The sequence below is a fragment of the Pokkaliibacter sp. CJK22405 genome (genome assembly GCF_046614695.1).
Lineage (GTDB): Bacteria > Pseudomonadota > Gammaproteobacteria > Pseudomonadales > Balneatricaceae > Pokkaliibacter.
Window position 1 is genome coordinate 1 of record NZ_JBKKHQ010000019.1, and the last position, 18,914, is coordinate 18,914.

At 54.4% G+C, this 18,914-nt stretch carries 4 protein-coding genes; 2 read left to right on the forward strand and 2 right to left on the reverse strand.

Translation table 11 applies throughout. The features are described from left to right. Positions 1-5,519: DUF4347 domain-containing protein (locus ACKC9G_RS14120; RefSeq protein ID WP_411406478.1), on the reverse strand; the 5,519-nt coding region annotated here is incomplete at its 3' end. Between the two features lie 550 nt (positions 5,520-6,069). Between ACKC9G_RS14120 and ACKC9G_RS14125 the strand changes: the two genes are divergently transcribed. Together ACKC9G_RS14125 and ACKC9G_RS14130 are read left to right on the forward strand one after the other, a co-directional pair. Further along, a complete protein-coding gene (locus ACKC9G_RS14125) occupies positions 6,070-6,633 on the forward strand; it encodes a phage tail protein (protein ID WP_411406479.1) in 564 nt (187 codons plus the stop codon). Between the two features lie 48 nt (positions 6,634-6,681). Then, complete coding sequence (locus ACKC9G_RS14130) at positions 6,682-7,371, forward strand: phage tail protein (protein ID WP_411406480.1); 690 nt, start codon at positions 6,682-6,684, stop codon at positions 7,369-7,371. Positions 7,372-7,453: 82 nt separating this feature from the next. Here the strand turns inward: ACKC9G_RS14130 and ACKC9G_RS14135 are convergent, their stop codons facing one another. Further along, positions 7,454-18,394, reverse strand: coding sequence for a putative Ig domain-containing protein (locus ACKC9G_RS14135; protein WP_411406482.1), 10,941 nt, complete (start codon positions 18,392-18,394; stop codon positions 7,454-7,456). Between the last annotated feature and the right edge of the window lie 520 nt (positions 18,395-18,914).

The following is an 18,914-nucleotide window of genomic DNA, read 5'->3' on the forward strand; positions in this document are numbered from 1 at the left end:
AGCGCACCACCACCGGCCAGCGTGGCGGAGTAGGTGAGGGTATCGCCCACATCCACATCGCTAAAGGTGTTGGTTGGTACCGTGAAGCTAAAGGCAGTGTCTTCCGTCGCGGTCTGGTTGCTGATGCCCGTGCTGGTCGGGGCATCGTTGGTATTGCCAACCGTCAACGTAAAGGTGCTGCTGACGGAGGCGTTGGAGCCATCAGTCGCGGTAACCATCACACTGATAGCGCCGACGTTGGCGTTGGTGGGCGTACCGGAGAACGTCTGGGTCGCCGCATCAAAGCTCAGCCAGCTCGGCAGCGCACCACCACCGGCCAGCGTGGCGGAGTAGGTGAGGGTATCGCCCACATCCACATCGCTAAAGGTGTTGGTTGGAACGGTATAGCTAAAGGCGGCATCTTCAGTAGCGGTCTGGTTGCTGATACCGATGCTGGTCGGCGCATCGTTGACAGCCGTTACCGTCAGATTGGCGATGGATGTTTGAGAGGAGAACGCTGTGGAACCGCCGTCAATAGAGGTGTCGGCGTAACTTGGGGCTCCGTTGACGGAGGCACTTCCACTGGTTTGATCCCAGCCCTTGACCGTCAGACTGGCAGTCTCGCCGTTATCACCATCGGGCATATAGCGCACGTAGTCTGTGGAGGCCAGCAGCAGCGCTTGGGTACTGCTGACAGAGCCAACGTTTGTCCAGGTTGTGCCATCAGTGGAGTACTGCCATGTGCCATTGCCATTCAGCGCAGTGATAGCAACGCCGCCCACCGCACCGGTATCCACATCGTTGTAATTGATCGCGCTTGAGAAACTGCTGATCTGATAAGCACTTGAAGTGGTGTTTTCGTCGGTCGAGCCGATGCTCACGGTGGCGCCATTGAGCGTCGGTGAGTCATTGATATCGGTCACCGTCAGCGAGAACGTCGTGTTGTCAGCGGAGAAGGCACTGGTGCCACCGCTGGTAGAGGTATCCGCTGTGCCTTTTATTCCGCCCGATGTTGCTGTTCCTGTGGTTTGGTCCCACGCCTTGATCGTCAGGCTGGCCGTTTCACCGTTATAGGTGTCGCCGGAGTAGCGAACATAGGAAGAACTGCTGAGCAATAATGCAGCGCTGGATGAGACACTGCCCATATTTAGCCAGGTCGTCCCGTCCGTACTGTATTGCCAGTTGGAGTTACCTGAGAGAGCTGTGATAGCAATGCCGGAAAGTGCGCCAGTATCAACATCAGCCAGTCCTGCGGAGATAAGAAGGTCGCTCACCAGCTGAGTATTTGACGCATTCTCGGTGATAGAGCCAAGGCTGACGGTTGCTTGTGACAGGCTAGGAGCATCGTTCACCGAGGTCACTGTGATGGAGGCCTGAGATACCAAGCTGGAGAAGGCCGAAGAGCCGCCGCGGGTTGAAATATCGGCAGTCTGAGGCGTGCTGTTGGTGCTGGCTGAACCGCTTGTCTGATCCCAGGCAGCAAAGCTGAACGTGGCTGTTTCGCCGTTAGCGTTATCGCCGCTGTAGCGAATCTGTGCAGATGAACTCAGCAGCAGAGCAGAGCTTGTCGATACAGTGCCCACGCTGACCCATGTCACACCATCAGTACTGTATTCCCAAGAGCCATTACCTGATACCGCGCTGATTGCGATACCGCTGTTCGCGCTGGTATCGACGTCACCATATCCCGAGGCCGTAAGCAGGCTGCTAATAGTGACACCAGCAGAGCTGCTGTCTTCATTGGTTGTGGTTAGTGTCACCGTGCTGTTCGTTAGCGTAGGGGCATCATTAACCGCAGTGACTGTTTGCGACAGGATCGCGGAGTTGGTGGAGAAGGCCGTAGTGCCGCCAGTGCTGGTGCTATCAGCCTGACTCGGCGAGCCTGCGGTTGATGCCGTTCCAGAAGTCTGGTCCCAGCCTTTCACGATTAAGGTTGCGGTCTCACTATTACTACCGTCTGGCACATAGCGTACATAGCTGCTGGAGGAGAGCAGTAACGCTGCGCTGGCAGATACTGAGCCAATACCTGTCCAGGTGACGTTATCTGTCGAATACTGCCAGCTGCCATTGCCGGTGCTGCCGGTAATGGCGAGGCCAGAGATAGCACCGGTATCCACATCGCTGTAGCCCAAACTGGTCAGTAATGAACTCAGCTGAGTGCCGCTACTGGCGGTATTTTCATCGGTCGCAGTGAGTGTGGCTGTTGCGCCGTTCGTTAGGGTCGGTGCATCGTTCTGACTGGAAACGCCGATGGTTGTGGTCAATGTCGCGCTTGAAAATGCTGTGGAGCCACCGGAGCTTGTGATATCTGCTGTACTTCGAATCGACGAGCTGGCCGTGCCCTGACTTTGATCCCATCCTTTATAGGTGAACGTCGCGGTCTCGCCATTTTGGCCATCTGGAACATAACGAATCTGGCTGGTGGAGCTTAACAGCAGTGCACTGGTGGAACTCACGGAGCCTACGCTAATCCAGTTCACGCCATCGGTGGAGTATTGCCAGGTCCCAGAGCCAGTCGTCGCATTAATGGCGATGCCTTGAGCACTGCTATCAACGTCTGCATAGCCCGAAGCGATCAAAATATTGGAGATCGCTATCGCGCTGCTGGTGGTGTCTTCTGTCGTACCTGGAAAGTGGATGGTGGTCCCATCGGTCATGGTGGGGGCGTCATTCACCGGGGTAATGTTCACCGTGCTTTGGTTGGTACCCGTGCTGTTAATGGTGCCGTCATTAAACGTCCAGTTCAGTGTCACGGTGGTTGGCGGATTATCCGAACTATTGCTGTAGGCCAGTGATTGAATTGCCTGATTCATCAGAGCGGTAGTGGCATTACTGTTAAAAGTGATGACCAGTGTGCCGCCGCTATTAGTGGTTACCGTGCCAATGACTGTGCCGTTGTAGCTCAGGTCGCTGCCCTGAGTCAGCGTCGATAACAGGCCCGTAGCGATAAAAGTATCGTCACTGTTGGCGCCGCCGGATCTTACCAGCGTCAGGCTCGAGCCTGCGTAGTTACCATTGCCGCTATTCAGTGCATCCAGCTCGGTATCGCTGACTGAAACATCACCATCAAGAACGACGGCACTGCCATTTTCTGTGTAGGAAACACTGCCATTGAGATTAGTGAAGGCTGGTGCACTATTGGTCGTTGAGGTAATGCTGCTACTGATCGTGTTGGTGAGTGACCCGGAAGTCGCCAGCAGTGCCAGCGTTTCAGTTGCACCTGAGTTGGTATATTGCAGTGTCAGTCCACTAAAGCTGGCGACGCCATTCACGGGAGTTAAAGTGACCGTAGTGCCTGAGCCATCCGTGTCCCCAGTGCCTGTCATACTGTTCACTGTTCCATCAATCACCGCGTCATTAGGGTCTGTCACTTGTAGCCGAATATCAGTGCTGTAGCCAGTGTCGACCGTATTGTTCGCATCAACGGCCAGTATCACGGGAGCCGTTGTGAATGAGGTGTTGTCTCCGCTTTGTATTGTCGTGGGGGTGGGTTGTGTTGAGTAGATCAGCTTGGTCGCCACGACATCAGCAGTAATACTGCCAGAGCTGACACTGCTGAGCGCACCGCTGGACGCAGTCAGTGCCAGGGTTTCCTGATCTGCGCTCGCGGTGTAGGCCAGGTTGGTAAAGCTTGCGACCCCTGCGACTGCCGCCTTGCTGGTGGTTCCGCTCAGGGACCCGGCGCTGTCTTCGGTCAGGCTGATGGTGCCCGTGTAGTCACTGTCGATATTGCCGCGGGCATCCACCGCATAAACAGTAGGCTGAGTCGTAAAGGTGCTACCACTGACCACAGTGCTTGAGGGAGATTGGCTGTAGACAAGCTGAGTTGCCGTAATATCAATGGCCGCTCCGGAGCCGTTGCTGACATCGGTTCCGCTGGCGAAGCTTGAGCTGCTGCTACCCAGGGTCAGGTTGGATGTGCCGATACTCAGTCCAACTGTGTGACCTTCGGTAATATCCGCAGAGTTCGTATCATCACTAAAGTAGGCGCTAATGGTGTAGGTCTTGCTACCGCCATCAGCAATAGAAAGATTGACGCCACTGAAGTCGATGCTATTCGTGCCGCTGTTATAAGTGCCTGTCCCCAGGGTCGAGGTGCCATCACTCAGGGTGAAGGTCATGTTATTCAGCTCGGCCGCAGTGGCGGTGCCGCTGACAGCAACACTGACGCTGCTGACATTGGTGGCAAGGCCATCACTGGTGCCCAGGTCATTAATGGTAAAGTCGAGCAGCGCTGTGGCGGATCCTGAGTTTGTTGAGGTTGTGGCAATGGTTGTGGGTTCGGTTAATGCGCTGCTGCTTGTGAGGGTGGAGGTGGCATCAATGCTGCTGGTGGTCTGAACCACGGAGAAAATAACGTCATACTGGCCACCACTATTGTCATAGCTTGCGCCGTTGTCAAAGCTGTAATACATGCTGCCGCCGCTGTAGTTGCTGGAATCGGCATAGAGAAAATCGAGAGCACCTGCGGGAGTAAATGAAAAAGTATATTGCTGTCCAGCCACAATATTTATTGGGGTTTCGAGCACAATGCTTGAATACCCTGAATAGCCAGTGAGTGAGGTTGCATCTTGTCCGAAAGAGGCACCTGTCTGTGTAGTTCCTAGCTGAGTACCGGATACGCCATCCCCATCGTAGACTTTTAAGGTCCAGCTAGAGCCATCGTCAAAATCTGCATTGACGATCCGGATTTCTGTCAATTGGCCTGTGATGGTCGCGGTGAAGGATTGGGCGATACTGAAGCCTCCCACGCTGTCGTTGGTCGCGTCAGCCCCCATATTTCCAATAACTGTCTCATCCAGCAGCCCGGAGTAATCAGTAACGGCCAGTGATTCTGACTCAATGCTTCCTGTAGCGGCTTCCAACGTCCAGTTACCGCCCAGGCTTTCGGCACCTGTCGTATCGGTTGAGGCGGCAATATCTGCCGACGTCAGCTGGCTCAGTTGCTGGATATAGGCAGCTCCGGTGTCTTCAGCCACCTCACAGCCATAAAGCAGAATATCTCCGGAGTCAGTGAGTGCGGCGCCCAGTGTCGCAAGGTCGGCACTGCGGGAAGTGGCTGTGTCGCTATCCAGTGTCAGGCCGCCCAGCTGGATCGCACCTTCCGAACCGTGGCTAAGGATATGAATCGCATCGTAGCCCTGGTGGCTGGAGGCCCAGCTTGCCATCTGCGATAGCTCATCGCTGCTGCTGTCCAGCAGAACCACTTCCATCGAGTCAGGGATGCCTTCCAGCAGGGTTTCATAATCACTGACTGAGGTATCAACAAAGACGACTTCTTTGCGGCTCGTGGAAGCCACGTCACTCAGGGCGCTGATCGCAGTGGGCAGCTCGCTGGAGTCAGTGTTGTTATCGCTATTTGCACTATCGCTATTCGCTTTGCTCTGATCGCTGGCGGCGTTATCCGTATGTTCAGAAGTCGCTGATGAGTCCGAGCTGGAGGTGTTCGTATCTGTGGTGTTTTGCGAAGCAGCTGCTTCAGTGGTGGCGGCAATCGCACCATCAAACAACATGCGAGCCTCAAGCGCATAGCCCATCATTGTGGGCTCAGGCTGCTCTGAAACGTCCTTTTTACTCAGACTTTTGAGAGTGTTGCCCAATAAGGTCTTAGCCTTACTTCGCATTCCATTTGTTTTTTCAAAATTGGCCACGAGTCGTACTCCCCGAGCAACCCAGTCTCAACCATTAATAACGTGCTACTAAAGGGTGAAGATAAAAGGATAGACATTCAATAGGGTTACAAATAAATGGGTTTTAACAAATAGGCAAGATAAGGATGATGCCAAAAAAAAGAATTAAGGATGTGAGTCAAATGGGAGGCCGAAAAGCAACTTTTTCATCAGATCAGGGAGGACTTTGAAGATATCTATTCAATGTTTTTTTTAAGCCGGAAAAGCATTTGCCAGCCGTGTTTTTTTTGCCTATTTATGAACGCAGGTCTTGTATCCGGGTGTGTGAAACGTCGCCAAGGAGGTGAAGATGGAAAGTTCAAGACGAAGGCTCTTAAGCCTATTTTTCATAGTGGGCGCCAGTGCCGGAGCCGCTGGTGTTCAGGCAGGGTGCCTGGATGTGGATCTGGGGGAAGTTTGCATGACTGCCGCAAGTTTTTGCCCCAAAGGCACCTATGAAACGAAGGGGCAGCTCCTCGCCATTAGCTCTAATACAGCACTGTTTTCTTTGCTGGGCTGTACCTATGGTGGCAACTGCCAGACTACCTTTGCCTTGCCGAATCTAAGTGGCCGCTTTGTGATGGGAGAGGGCGCAGGTACTAGTTTATCGGTCAGAACACAGGGGATGGTATTTGGAGCGGAGACAGTCACTGCACTGCAATCCAATCTGCCTGTCCATAATCACTCCATTAGTTTTGCTCCTGGGCAAGTTGTCTTCAGTGCGGTGACTGACAGTTCCCAGTCTTCTTCTCCGGCCAATGGTTACGCGCTGGGCACTGTTGTTGGCCCGACCTCAACCTCTAGCGCCAAGTTATATGCCAGTTCTGCCGGGGCAAATACTGTGACCATGGGAGCCATGCCCGCCAGTCAGGCTGGCGTTTCTCTGTCGGTGGCAGGGCAAAATATGCCGATGTCCAAAATACCGCCGACCACTGTAGTTCGTTATTGCATCGCTAATCAGGGAATCTATCCTTCGCGAAATTAATCGACGGCTATTCAGTAAAAGAATTCACAGGATTGAGAGGTTATAACAATGAAATTATCCCATGCCGTCATGCTGAAATTAGGCATGCTTTCACTGTCTTCACTATTGCTTATGAGCTCACCGGAAAAAGCGGCAGCCGCTTGTGGTACAGAGTCTTATATGGCTGATATTTGTACAACGGCCGCTAGCTTCTGCCCCAGAAATACAATGGAAGCCAAAGGGCAGCTTTTATCTATTGCGCAATATACTGCGCTGTTTTCACTTATTGGTACGCAGTACGGTGGTAATGGCACAACGAATTTTCAACTACCGGATTTACAAGGCAGGCTTCCCATGGGGGAAGGTGCCGGGCCTGGTCTGACCCCTCGTGTTCAGGGCCAGGTGTTTGGTAATGAGCAAATCACACAGACGCTGGCGCAGATGCCTGCACACACTCACATGGCTGTCGTACAAAATGTGCAGACGGCACTGATTGCATCGACCGAGCCTGCAACTTCATCAACGCCGTCGGAGGGAAGTTACTTGGCAGCAGTGCCGGCAGCAGGATTGCAGACTGTTAAAGCCTATGTTCAAAATCCGTCGGAGTCATCGAAAGTCGCCCTTGCCGGAGGTGCGACTGTTAGCGCGCAGGCTGCTATCGGGACTGCAGGCGCAAGCCAGCCAATGAACATCATGCCGCCGACCACCGTACTGCGTTACTGTGTGGTGACAGCAGGTATTTTCCCTTCACGCCCATAAGCCCCTTAACTACCATAAGGCATCGCTCACAGGCGTAATCTCCCGGCGGCATCTTTCGACAAGGCTCAGGATGCTGTCGGGATCATACTCCCATTGAAGCCAGCGCCTGAGCTAGGGCCGCCAGCCTTTGTTCTTTGTCGCTCTCCAACATGCTGAGTTGGGCTCCAAAGGGTGTCGCAAAACCATACTCGCCAATATCGGATTCATTCCAGCTGGAAGTGATATCCACTGCGCCTGTGTAGTTCAGTTCAGACCCCACAAAGGCACCGGACGTCGTCAAGCGATCAGAGAGCAGGGCGCTGTCACCCGCCTGAGTTCGACCACTTTCAAAAATCAAAGGGATGGCTGGGATTGCGCCAGTCTGGGTGGTTAGCGGCTGGTTAAAGGCCGTGGCTACGGCAGAGTTTTGATTGACGGGCGTTAAGGTCTGGAAAGGCGCGGTCAGGTTGACATCCAAAACGGTACTTTCAGTCACGGTTGTTGTAACTGCTGGCATGACAACCGTTGTCACTGGAGCCGTCGTTGCGCCCAGTGTGATCAGGTACTCAGGAATCGGCTGCGTCACTGACGGCTTTTCATTCACGGTAAGCGTAAATAGGCTGCTGCCGGAAGCGTTCGACTGATCCGTTGCAATAACTCGAATCTGCAGGCTGCCAACGTTGCTGTTGGCAGGCGTTCCGGTAAAGGTTTGCGTTGTCGGATTAAAGCTCAACCAGCTGGGTAATGCGGATCCATTCGCCAGGGTGGCGCTGTAAGTCAGACTGTCACCGGTGTCGACATCACTGAAAGTGCCAGCTGGCACCGTAAAGTTAAAAGCAGAACCCTCTGTAGCCGTTTGGCTGCTAATGGCTGTTACCGTGGGTGCATCATTAACGTTAGCAACGCTCAGACTGAAGGTGGTACTGACAGCGGCACTGGCTGAGTCCGTTGCAGTGACCTTAATACTGATGGCTCTGACATCGCCGTTGGTCGGCGTACCGCTAAACGTCTGAGTGGACGCATCAAAACTCAGCCAGCTCGGTAGGGCGGAGTTATCGGCCAAAGTGGCGGTATAGGTCAGGCTATCGCCCGCATCCACATCACTAAAAGTGTTGGCCGGAATAGTGAAGCCGAACGCGGAGTCTTCCGTCGCGTTCTGGTTGCTAATGCTGGTAACGGTCGGCGCATCGTTGTTATTGGCAACCGTCAGGGTAAAGCTGCTGCTGATCGACGCGTCTGAGCCATCGGTGGCGGTGACCTTAATACTGATCGCACCCACATCATCATTGCTCGGTGTGCCGCTAAACGTCTGAGTGGACGCATCAAAACTCAGCCAAGTTGGTAGAGCAGAGTTATCGGCCAGTGTCGCGGTATAGGTCAGGCTGTCGCCCGCATCAATATCACTAAAGGTGTTGGCCGGAATGGCAAAGCTAAAGGCCGTATCTTCCGTCGCATTCTGGGCAGAGATACCTGTTGTGGTCGGCGCATCGTTAACGTTGGCAACGCTGAGACTGAAGGAGGTACTGACAGCGGCACTGGCTGAGTCCGTTGCCGTCACTTTAATACTGATCGCACCGACATCATCATTGGTCGGCGTACCGCTAAAGGTCTGAGTGGTCGCATCAAAACTCAGCCAGCTTGGCAGGGCGGAGTTATCGGCCAGCGTGGCGGTGTACGTCAGGCTGTCGCCGACATCCACATCACTAAAAGTGTTGGCCGGAATGGCAAAGCTGAACGCAGAATCTTCGGTCGCGTTCTGGTTGCTAATGCTGGTAACGGTCGGCGCATCGTTGGTATTGGCAACCGTCAGGGTAAAGCTGCTGCTGATCGACGCGTCTGAGCCATCGGTGGCGGTGACCTTAATACTGATCGCACCCACATCATCATTGGTCGGCGTACCACTAAACGTCTGAGTGGACGCATCAAAACTCAGCCAGCTCGGCAGGGCAGAGTTATCGGTCAAAGTGGCGGTATAGGTCAGGCTATCGCCCGCATCCACATCGCTAAAGGTATTCGCAGGAATGGTGAAGCTGAATGCTGAATCTTCCGTCGCATTCTGGGCAGAGATACCTGTCGTGGTCGGCGCATCATTAACGTTCGCAACGCTGAGACTGAAGGAGGTACTGACAGCGGCGTTCGCAGAGTCTATTGCGGTGACCTTAATGCTGATCGCACCCACATCATCGTTGGTTGGCGTGCCGCTAAAGGTCTGAGTGGATGCATCAAAACTTAGCCAGCTTGGCAGCGCGGAATTATCGGCCAGGGTGGCGGTATAGGTCAGGCTGTCGCCAACATCCACATCGCTAAAAGTGTTGGCAGGAATAGTGAAGCTGAACGCAGAATCTTCTGTCGCATTTTGGTTGCTAATGCTGGTGACTGTGGGCGCATCGTTGGTGTTGGCAACCGTCAGGGTAAAGCTGCTGCTGACCGACGCGCTGGAGCCATCAGTGGCGGTGACCTTAATACTGATCGCGCCCACATCATCGTTGGTTGGCGTACCGCTAAAGGTCTGAGTGGATGCATCAAAACTGAGCCAGCTGGGCAGGGCGGAATCATCGGCAAGTGTCGCGGTATAGGTCAGGCTGTCGCCCGCATCAATATCACTAAAGGTGTTGGCCGGAATGGCAAAGCTAAAGGCCGTATCTTCCGTCGCATTCTGGGCAGAGATACCTGTTGTGGTCGGCGCATCATTAACGTTGGTAACACTGAGACTGAAGGAGGTGCTGACCGCTGCGTTCGCAGAGTCTATTGCGGTGACCTTAATACTGATCACACCCACATCATCGTTGCTCGGCGTGCCGCTAAAGGTCTGAGTGGATGCATCAAAACTTAGCCAGCTTGGCAGCGCGGAATTATCGGCCAGGGTGGCGGTATAGGTCAGGCTGTCGCCGACATCCACATCACTAAAGGTGTTCGCAGGAATGGCAAAGCTAAAGGCAGAATCTTCGGTCGCGTTTTGGTTGCTAATGCTGGTGACCGTTGGCGCATCGTTGGTGCTGGCAACGCTCAGACTGAAGGAGGTGCTGACAGCGGCGTTCGCAGAGTCTGTTGCGGTGACCTTAATACTGATCGCACCCACATCATCATTGCTCGGTGTACCGCTAAACGTCTGAGTCGATGCATCAAAACTCAGCCAACTTGGCAGGGCAGAGTTATCGGCCAAGGTCGCGGTATAGGTCAGGCTGTCGCCCGCATCAATATCGCTAAAGGTATTCGCAGGAATGGTGAAGCTGAACGCAGAATCTTCAGTCGCATTCTGATTGCTAATGCTGGTGACTGTGGGCGCATCGTTGGTATTAGCAACCGTCAGGGTAAAGCTGCTGCTGACCGACGCGTTTGCGCCATCAGTAGCAGTGACCTTAATGCTTATTGATCCCACATCATCGTTGGTCGGTGTACCGCTAAAGGTCTGAGTGGACGCATCAAAACTCAGCCATGTTGGTAGAGCAGAGTTATCGGCCAGTGTCGCGGTATAGGTCAGGCTATCGCCGACATCCACATCACTAAAGGTGTTCGCAGGAATGGTGAAGCCGAACGCGGAGTCTTCAGTCGCATTCTGATTACTAACGCTGGTAACGGTCGGCGCATCGTTGGTATTGGAAACCGTCAGGGTAAAGCCGCTGCTGACCGACGCGTTAGAGCCATCGGTGGCGGTGACCTTAATACTGATCGCGCCCACATCATCGTTGGTCGGCGTACCGCTAAAGGTCTGGGTCGATGCGTCAAAACTGAGCCAACTTGGTAGAGCAGAGTTATCGGCCAGGGTGGCGGCGTACGTCAGGCTATCGCCCGCATCAATATCACTAAAGGTGTTGGCCGGAATGGCAAAGCTAAAGGCCGTATCTTCCGTCGCATTCTGGGCAGAGATACCTGTTGTGGTCGGCGCATCATTAACGTTGGTAACACTGAGACTGAAGGAGGTGCTGACCGCTGCGTTCGCAGAGTCTGTTGCCGTCACTTTAATACTGATCGCACCCACATCATCGTTGGTTGGCGTGCCGCTAAAGGTTTGAGTCGATGCATCAAAACTCAGCCAGCTTGGCAGGGCGGAATCATCGACTAATGTCGCGGTATACGTCAGGCTATCGCCCGCATCCACATCGCTAAAAGTGTTGGCCGGAATAACGAAGCTAAACGCAGAATCTTCGGTCGCGTTCTGGTTGCTAATGCTGGTGACCGTTGGCGCATCATTGGTATTGGCAACCGTCAGGGTAAAGCTGCTGCTGACCGACGCGTTAGAGCCATCAGCGGCGGTGACCTTAATACTGATCGCACCGACATCATCGTTGGTTGGCGTACCGCTAAAGGTCTGAGTGGTCGCATCAAAACTGAGCCAACTTGGCAGGGCAGAGTTATCGGTCAAAGTGGCGGTATAGGTCAGGCTATCGCCCGCATCCACATCGCTAAAGGTATTCGCAGGAATGGTGAAGCTGAACGCAGAATCTTCAGTCGCATTCTGATTACTAACGCTGGTAACGGTCGGCGCATCGTTGGTGTTGGCAACGCTCAGACTGAAGGAGGTGCTGACAGCTGCGTTCGCAGAGTCTGTTGCGGTGACCTTAATGCTGATCGTACCCACATCATCGTTGGTCGGTGTGCCGCTAAAGGTCTGGGTGGATGCGTCAAAACTGAGCCAAGTTGGTAGAGCAGAGTTATCGGCCAGTGTCGCGGTATAGGTCAGGCTATCGCCGACATCCACATCGCTAAAGGTGTTCGCAGGAATGGCGAAGCTGAACGCGGAGTCTTCCGTCGCATTCTGGTTGCTAATGCTGGTAACGATCGGCGTATCGTTGGTATTGGCAACCGTCAGGGTAAAGCTGCTACTGACCGACGCGCTGGAGCCATCGGTGGCGGTGACCTTAATACTGATCGCACCCACATCATCGTTGGTCGGTGTACCGCTAAAGGTCTGGCTCGATGCATCAAAACTCAGCCAGCTCGGTAGGGCGGAGTTATCGGCCAAAGTGGCGGTATAGGTTAGGCTATCGCCCGCATCCACATCGCTAAAGGTGTTCGCAGGAATGGCAAAGCTAAAGGCCGTATCTTCGGTCGCGTTCTGATTACTAATGCTGGTGACTGTGGGCGCATCGTTAACGTTGGTAACGCTCAGACTGAAGGTGGTACTGACGGCAGCATTGGCAGTATCCGTCGCGGTGACCTTAATACTGATCGCGCCCACATCATCGTTGGTCGGCGTACCGCTCAAGGTTTGAGTGGTCGCATCAAAGCTGAGCCAGCTTGGCAGCGCGGAGTTATCGGCCAGGGTGGCGGTATACGTCAGGTTGTCACCCGCATCCACATCACTAAAAGTGTTGGCCGGAATGGCAAAGCTGAACGCAGAATCTTCGGTCGCATTCTGGTTGCTGATGCTGGTGACCGTTGGCGCATCGTTGGTGTTGGCAACCGTCAGGGTAAAGCTGCTGCTGACCGACGCGCTGGAGCCATCAGTGGCGGTGACCTTAATGCTGATCGCGCCCACATCATCGTTGGTCGGCGTACCACTAAAAGTTTGAGTGGTCGCATTAAAATTCAGCCAACTTGGCAGGGCAGAGTTATCGGCCAAGGTCGCGGTATAGGTCAGGCTGTCGCCCGCATCAATATCGCTAAAGGTGTTGGCAGGAATAATGAAGCTGAACGCAGAGTCTTCTGTCGCATTTTGCGCCGAGATGCCCGTCGTGGTCGGCGCATCATTAACGTTGGCAACGCTCAGGGTAAAGCTGCTGCTGACCGACGCGTTGGAGCCATCAGTAGCAGTGACCTTAATACTGATCGCGCCCACATCATCGTTGCTCGGCGTACCGCTAAAGGTCTGAGTGGCTGCATCAAAACTGAGCCAGCTTGGCAGGGCAGAATCATCGGCCAGCGTGGCGGTGTAGGTCAGGCTATCGCCCGCATCCACATCACTAAAGGTGTTGGCCGCAATGGCAAAACTAAAGGCAGAGTCTTCCGTCGCGTTCTGGGCAGAGATACCTGTCGTGGTCGGCGCATCGTTGGTATTGGCAACCGTCAGGGTAAAGCTGCTGCTGACCGACGCGCTAGAGCTATCGGTGGCGGTGACCTTAATACTGATCGCACCCACATCATCGTTGGTCGGTGTACCGCTAAACGTCTGGGTCGATGCGTCAAAACTGAGCCAAGTTGGTAGAGCAGAGTTATCGGCCAGTGTCGCGGTATAGGTCAGGCTATCGCCGACATCCACATCGCTAAAGGTGTTCGCAGGAATGGCGAAGCTGAACGCGGAGTCTTCCGTCGCATTCTGGGCAGAGATACCTGTCGTGGTCGGCGCATCGTTGGTGTTGGCAACCGTCAGGGTAAAGCTGCTGCTGACCGACGCGTTAGAGCCATCGGTGGCGGTGACTTTAATGCTGATGGCTCCGACATCATCGTTGGTCGGCGTACCGCTAAACATCTGAGTGGTCGCATCAAAACTCAGCCAGCTCGGCAGCGCGGAGTTATCGGCCAGGGTTGCGGTATAGGTCAGACTATCGCCCGCATCCACATCGCTAAAGGTGTTGGCCGGAACGGCAAAACTGAACGCGGAGTCTTCCGTCGCGTTCTGGTTGCTAATGCTGGAGACCGTTGGCGCATCGTTTACGGAGGTCACGTTAAGGGTGGCGACTGAGTTCAGGTTTGAATACGCCGAGGTATCTCCCGTTACGCTGGCATCACCATAACTGGGCGTGCCAGTGACGGAGATGGAGCCGGAGGTGCGGTCCCACGCCTTAAAGGTAATGGTGGCAGTCTCGCCGTTGTCATTATCCGGCTCATAGCGCACGTAATTGAAGGCAGACAGCAACAGCGCATGGGTTGTGCTCACGCTGCCAAAGTCGGTCCAGGTGCTGCCATCAGATGAGTACTGCCAGGTGCCATTACCGGTTTGAGCGATGATGGCAGCTCCGCCGACGGCGCCCGTATCAACATCGGTATAGTTGATGGTGCTGGCAAAGCTGATGATCTGATAGCTGCCGGAGGTGGTGTTTTCATCAGTACTGCCAAGATCGACACTGGCGCCATTGATATAGGGCGCATCATTCAGATTGCTGACGCTCAGAGATACCGTCGCACTATTATTGGAAAAAGCGCTGGAGCCGCCGCTCGTAGTGGTGTCCGCGTAGGACTTGCTCGTGCCCACTGTCGCGGAGCCACTGCTTTGATCCCAGGCTTTAATGGTTAGAGTCGCTGTCTCGCCATTGTAGCTGTCAGGTTCAAAATGCAGCAGTGTCGAACTGTCCAGAAGCAGGGCGGAGCTGGCCGACACCGTGCCTACCCTAATCCAGTTAATGCCATCCGTACTGTATTCCCAGTAACCATTGGCACTACTGGCGGTAATCGCGATACCGCTGGAGGCCGAATCGGGATCAGCAAAGGACGCTGATGCCAGCAGGGAGGCCACGCTGACATCGGTACTGTTGGTGTTTTCATCGGTCGCCGTGAGAGTGATGGTCACTCCGCTCGCCAGCGTCGGTGCATCATTTACTGCTACCACGCTGATCGTTGAGGCGATACTTAAAGCAGTGGCATCGATACCACCGCTGAGGGTGCCGCCATCGTCCTGAATTTGCGTCAGGGTGGCGATGCGGTTGGTCGTCGCTGGTGTGTTGCTGGTGTTCTGATAACTCAGCCCCTGCAGATAGCTTTGCCAGTTACTTTGGCTGTCTGACTTACTGAGGGTAACGGTTGCCGTTGCGCCAGACACGCTGACACTGTAGCTGAGGCCATTGGTTGCCGTAGTGCCGCTGGTGCCATCGGTCAGGGAGAAGGTGGTGCCATCCAGCACCAGCTGTTCTGAGCCACCATCGACAAGTCCGCTCAATGTGAGGGTTGCCGAGGCAAAATTCTGGTTGGATTCAGGCCCGCTGAGGGTAACGCCAGTGAACAGCGCCACTGCCGACTGATCTTCAGTAAATGTTGGATTCGCCCCGGTTGCAGTCAGGCTGGGGGCCTGGTTAACCGGGCTTCGCAGGACGACGTCATTACCTCCACTCAGGGCTCCATCGTCACCTGCGTAGAAGTAGGTCAATTGGGTGTAATAGGTATTCGTTGTGCTGCCTTCGGCCTGATTGACGAAGGTGCCGGAAATGGCATCGGTGCCATCATTACGAATGATCCGTAACTGGGAACCCAGGGCAATGGCATTATTCTGGTTCAGCGAGAGGTAGGACGCGCCGCTCAGGCTAACCGTGCCATTGACGATGATGTAGTCATACTGGCTATCGGTATTGCCATAAATGTTGACGTTAAATTCGTTGGTCAGGGCAAGGTTGCCATTAAAGGTCAAAGCACCGGCACCGTTCGCGGTTCCGGGGGCCAGTGTCCCGTTCATGGTGACATCACCGGTAATCACTCCGGTGGTGACACCAGCAGTGCTGCTCAGTGTGCCGCCTGGGTTGACCGTCAAACCGTTAGCGGTGACATCCAGCGTGCCGTCGACTTTTAAGGTGCCGCCGCCATTAATATCTGTCGCACCCAATGCGGTCAGGGTTCCTGCGATATACCAGGTCGTGCCGCCATTGAGGCTGATATCCTGCTGGGTAGTGAGGTGACCGGTGCTGCTGACGTTCAGCGTTGCTGCGGTGTTGGTGATATAGGTGGTGTTGCCGGACTGGTCGCCATCAATAAAGAGATCGGTGCCAGAGCGAAGATCAATACTGGCGGCATTATTCAGGTTGCTGGTGAGGTTCAGCGAGCCGCCGATAATGACAACATTGCCGAGGAAGGCGCTGTTATCGCCGCTCAGGTACAACTTGCCGCCCTCGGCCTTGGTCATAATGGCGGACGCATCGGAGATCAGGGCGCCAGAGAAGGTATTGATCTGATAAATCTTAAGGTTAACGCTGCCGTTAAATTCGATGGTGTGGCTGATGTCACCGTTGGCATTGACCTGGAAATTGGAGCCGTCATTCAGAATCAGGTTGCCCGCACCAATGTTGTAGTCGTGGGAAACCGCAAAAATACCGCTGTCGACCGTAGTGGTTCCTGCGTAAGTGTTGGTGCCGGTCAGTGAAACCTGGCCTGCACCTGTCACGCGGAAGCTGCCGTCACCGGTCAGGTTATTGGAAATCTCGAAGCGGTCATCGCTGGTATCACTGGTGACGCTCAACACCACGCCGCTGGCAATGCTGATGGGGTTACTACGAATTACCAGGCCGCTGGCGTAACTGAAATCCAGCGTGACGTTTTCACTGATGGTAAGTGGCGAGTTGAGATAGATATTGCCGTTCGCCAGCGAAGAGGCAAAGACGATGGTCTGCTCACCGCTTTGACTGTTGGCAATGGTGATGGCATCACGCAGGTTAGCGCCATCAATCAGGCCGTTATTGCTGTCCTCATAGGGCGCATCAACATAGATGGTGTCACTGTGGACGGTCACATCGGCAGTCGTACTGAGTGAACCGTCAGAAAGCGTGAAGCGTAAGGTGGCATCACCGTACGGAGTATCGTTCTGATAGGTAATGTCCTTGGTCACCGCCGTCACGAGGGCGGTGGTGGCATCGCTATCAAAGGTGATGGTCAGAACGCCGCCGCTGTTGGTAAAGGTCGCAAAGGCGGTGCCGTCTGTGGTCTCAAGGGTTGAGCCATTTACCACATAGCCGTTCTCCCCAAAGCTCAGAATATCCTTGCTCAGCGGATCCGTGGCTCTGCCGACGGTGAGAGTGGAGCCATTCCAGTTGGTACTGTTGTTCTCGGTATCACCGACGACAGCATCGCCGCCTGCATCCAGCGTGACGGTATTGCCCACGCCCGCCCAATCGACGGTATCGCCATTGAGGTTAGACAGTGTGGGTGAGGCGTTATAGGTGATGGTGCCCTGAAACAGAATATCTCTTGAGCCATCAGTACTGTTGGACGGCGTGATCAGTGTGCCCGCGCCATAGGTATTATTGGCGACATACACCGAGGCGTAAGAGTCTGAGACATCGCGAAGTACAAAACTGTATTGCTGCCCGGAAGTGACCGATACCGAGGTGTTAATGGTGGTGTAGCCACTGGCTGCCGCATCCCTTAGGGTGAAACCCGAGATGGTTTGCAGGATGCTGCCGGAGCCATTCGGCCCTGAGTAAATTGTGAGGGTATAGGTTCCTGTTTCCGCGCCGGCAATTTGCAGACTCGTCAGTGTGCCGGTCTGCGTCGCGGTAAAGCTTTGTCCGATGGTGGCACCAATATAATAATCATCGCTGAACTGTGAATAATTGGTGGCGTAGTTACCAAAACTGGTCTGCGCTAAAAGCCCGTTATAATTCTCCACAGCCAGAGTGTCGGTATCGATAGTGCCGCTGCTAATTTCCAGCTGCCAGTCTCCGCCGAGGGCCGCCGCACCGGTGGCATCATCAGAAGCGGCAATGTCTGCCTGAGAATACTGGGCGAGCAGGTTCAGCAGCACGCTGCCTTCGCCAGCACCAATATCACAACCGTAAAAGAGAATATCGCCGGAGCTTGTCAGGCTGGCGCCCAGTAACGCAAGGTCATCGGCGCGGGCGGTCGCAGTGTCGCTATCCAATACCAGGCTGCCAAGGTCAATCTGACCTTCACTGCCATGTCCCAGCACATGAATGGCGCTGTAGCCACTATGAGTGCTGGCCCAATCCACCATTTGAGTCAGGCCATCTTCCGTCGGGTCGAGATACACCAGCTCCACATCATCAGGGAGCGCGGCGACCAGATCCTCGTAATTGGTCAGGGAAGTATCAACAAAGACGACTTCCTTGCGGGTGGATTCACCGGCAAGGGCAAGATCGGTGGCATCCTGAGTCTCTGCAGTGTGATCAGTCTGGTCGGTGGTGTGCTGATCAGAGGAGGACTGATCCGTGCTCGTGCTCTGGGTTTGTTCAGAGGACGCCGCATTATCAGTCGTCGAGGTGTTTTCAGAGGTGTTCTGGCTGGCGTCGGCGTTTTGGGTAGCCGCTGCAGACTCCGCCACCGTGGCAATGGCTGCGCCGTCAAAGAGCATACGGGGTTCGAGAGCGAAGCCGAACGAGGGCTGCTCTTGCGAGTTATCTGAGGGTGCAGACTGACGAAAGCCTGAAAATAAGCGTCGCCATTGCATGCCGGTATACTCCAGAACGGCTGTCATTGTCGGCAGAACTGCGCACTTCATGCCTAGATAACAGTTATATAAATCCAACCAGGTGAATGGTTTTAATCATATGGAGGGCAGTTCCAGGCGTCTAGATAGGCTAACCTGACAATTTTGCCCACAATGATGCAATCACCTGCTGAGGATGAATCGTTCCGTGATTACTCGGCTGGCGTAAGAATCGCCATGGCCGACACCGTCCGTGAGTGTGGTATTTCAATTGCGATGACGCCGGGGGAGAGGTCGCGACAACCTCTGGCAGTGAACATCGCTGCGCGCGGATTTCCTTATCGGCGACAGCCTGCCAAAGCTTGAGCCCAAATATCAGAAATCCCGTGCAGCCACAGCGATTATGCTGCACTTGCAAAGTGAGTGGCATTTGAGCGGCATCAGTTCGGTTTGACAGGTTTGCGACTTTGGTAGGGGCTGACTCTGCAATTCATCCCATCTTATGCGCCCAAAGGGGAGGTTGGTGCCTGAGGGCAGGAAG

Coding starts and splice junctions, on each gene's coding strand:
- ACKC9G_RS14135 (WP_411406482.1), bottom strand. CDS start 18,394: ATGCAATGGCGACGCTTATTTTCAGGCTTTCGTCAGTCTGCACCCTCA.
- ACKC9G_RS14125 (WP_411406479.1), top strand. CDS start 6,070: ATGACTGCCGCAAGTTTTTGCCCCAAAGGCACCTATGAAACGAAGGGG.
- ACKC9G_RS14130 (WP_411406480.1), top strand. CDS start 6,682: ATGAAATTATCCCATGCCGTCATGCTGAAATTAGGCATGCTTTCACTG.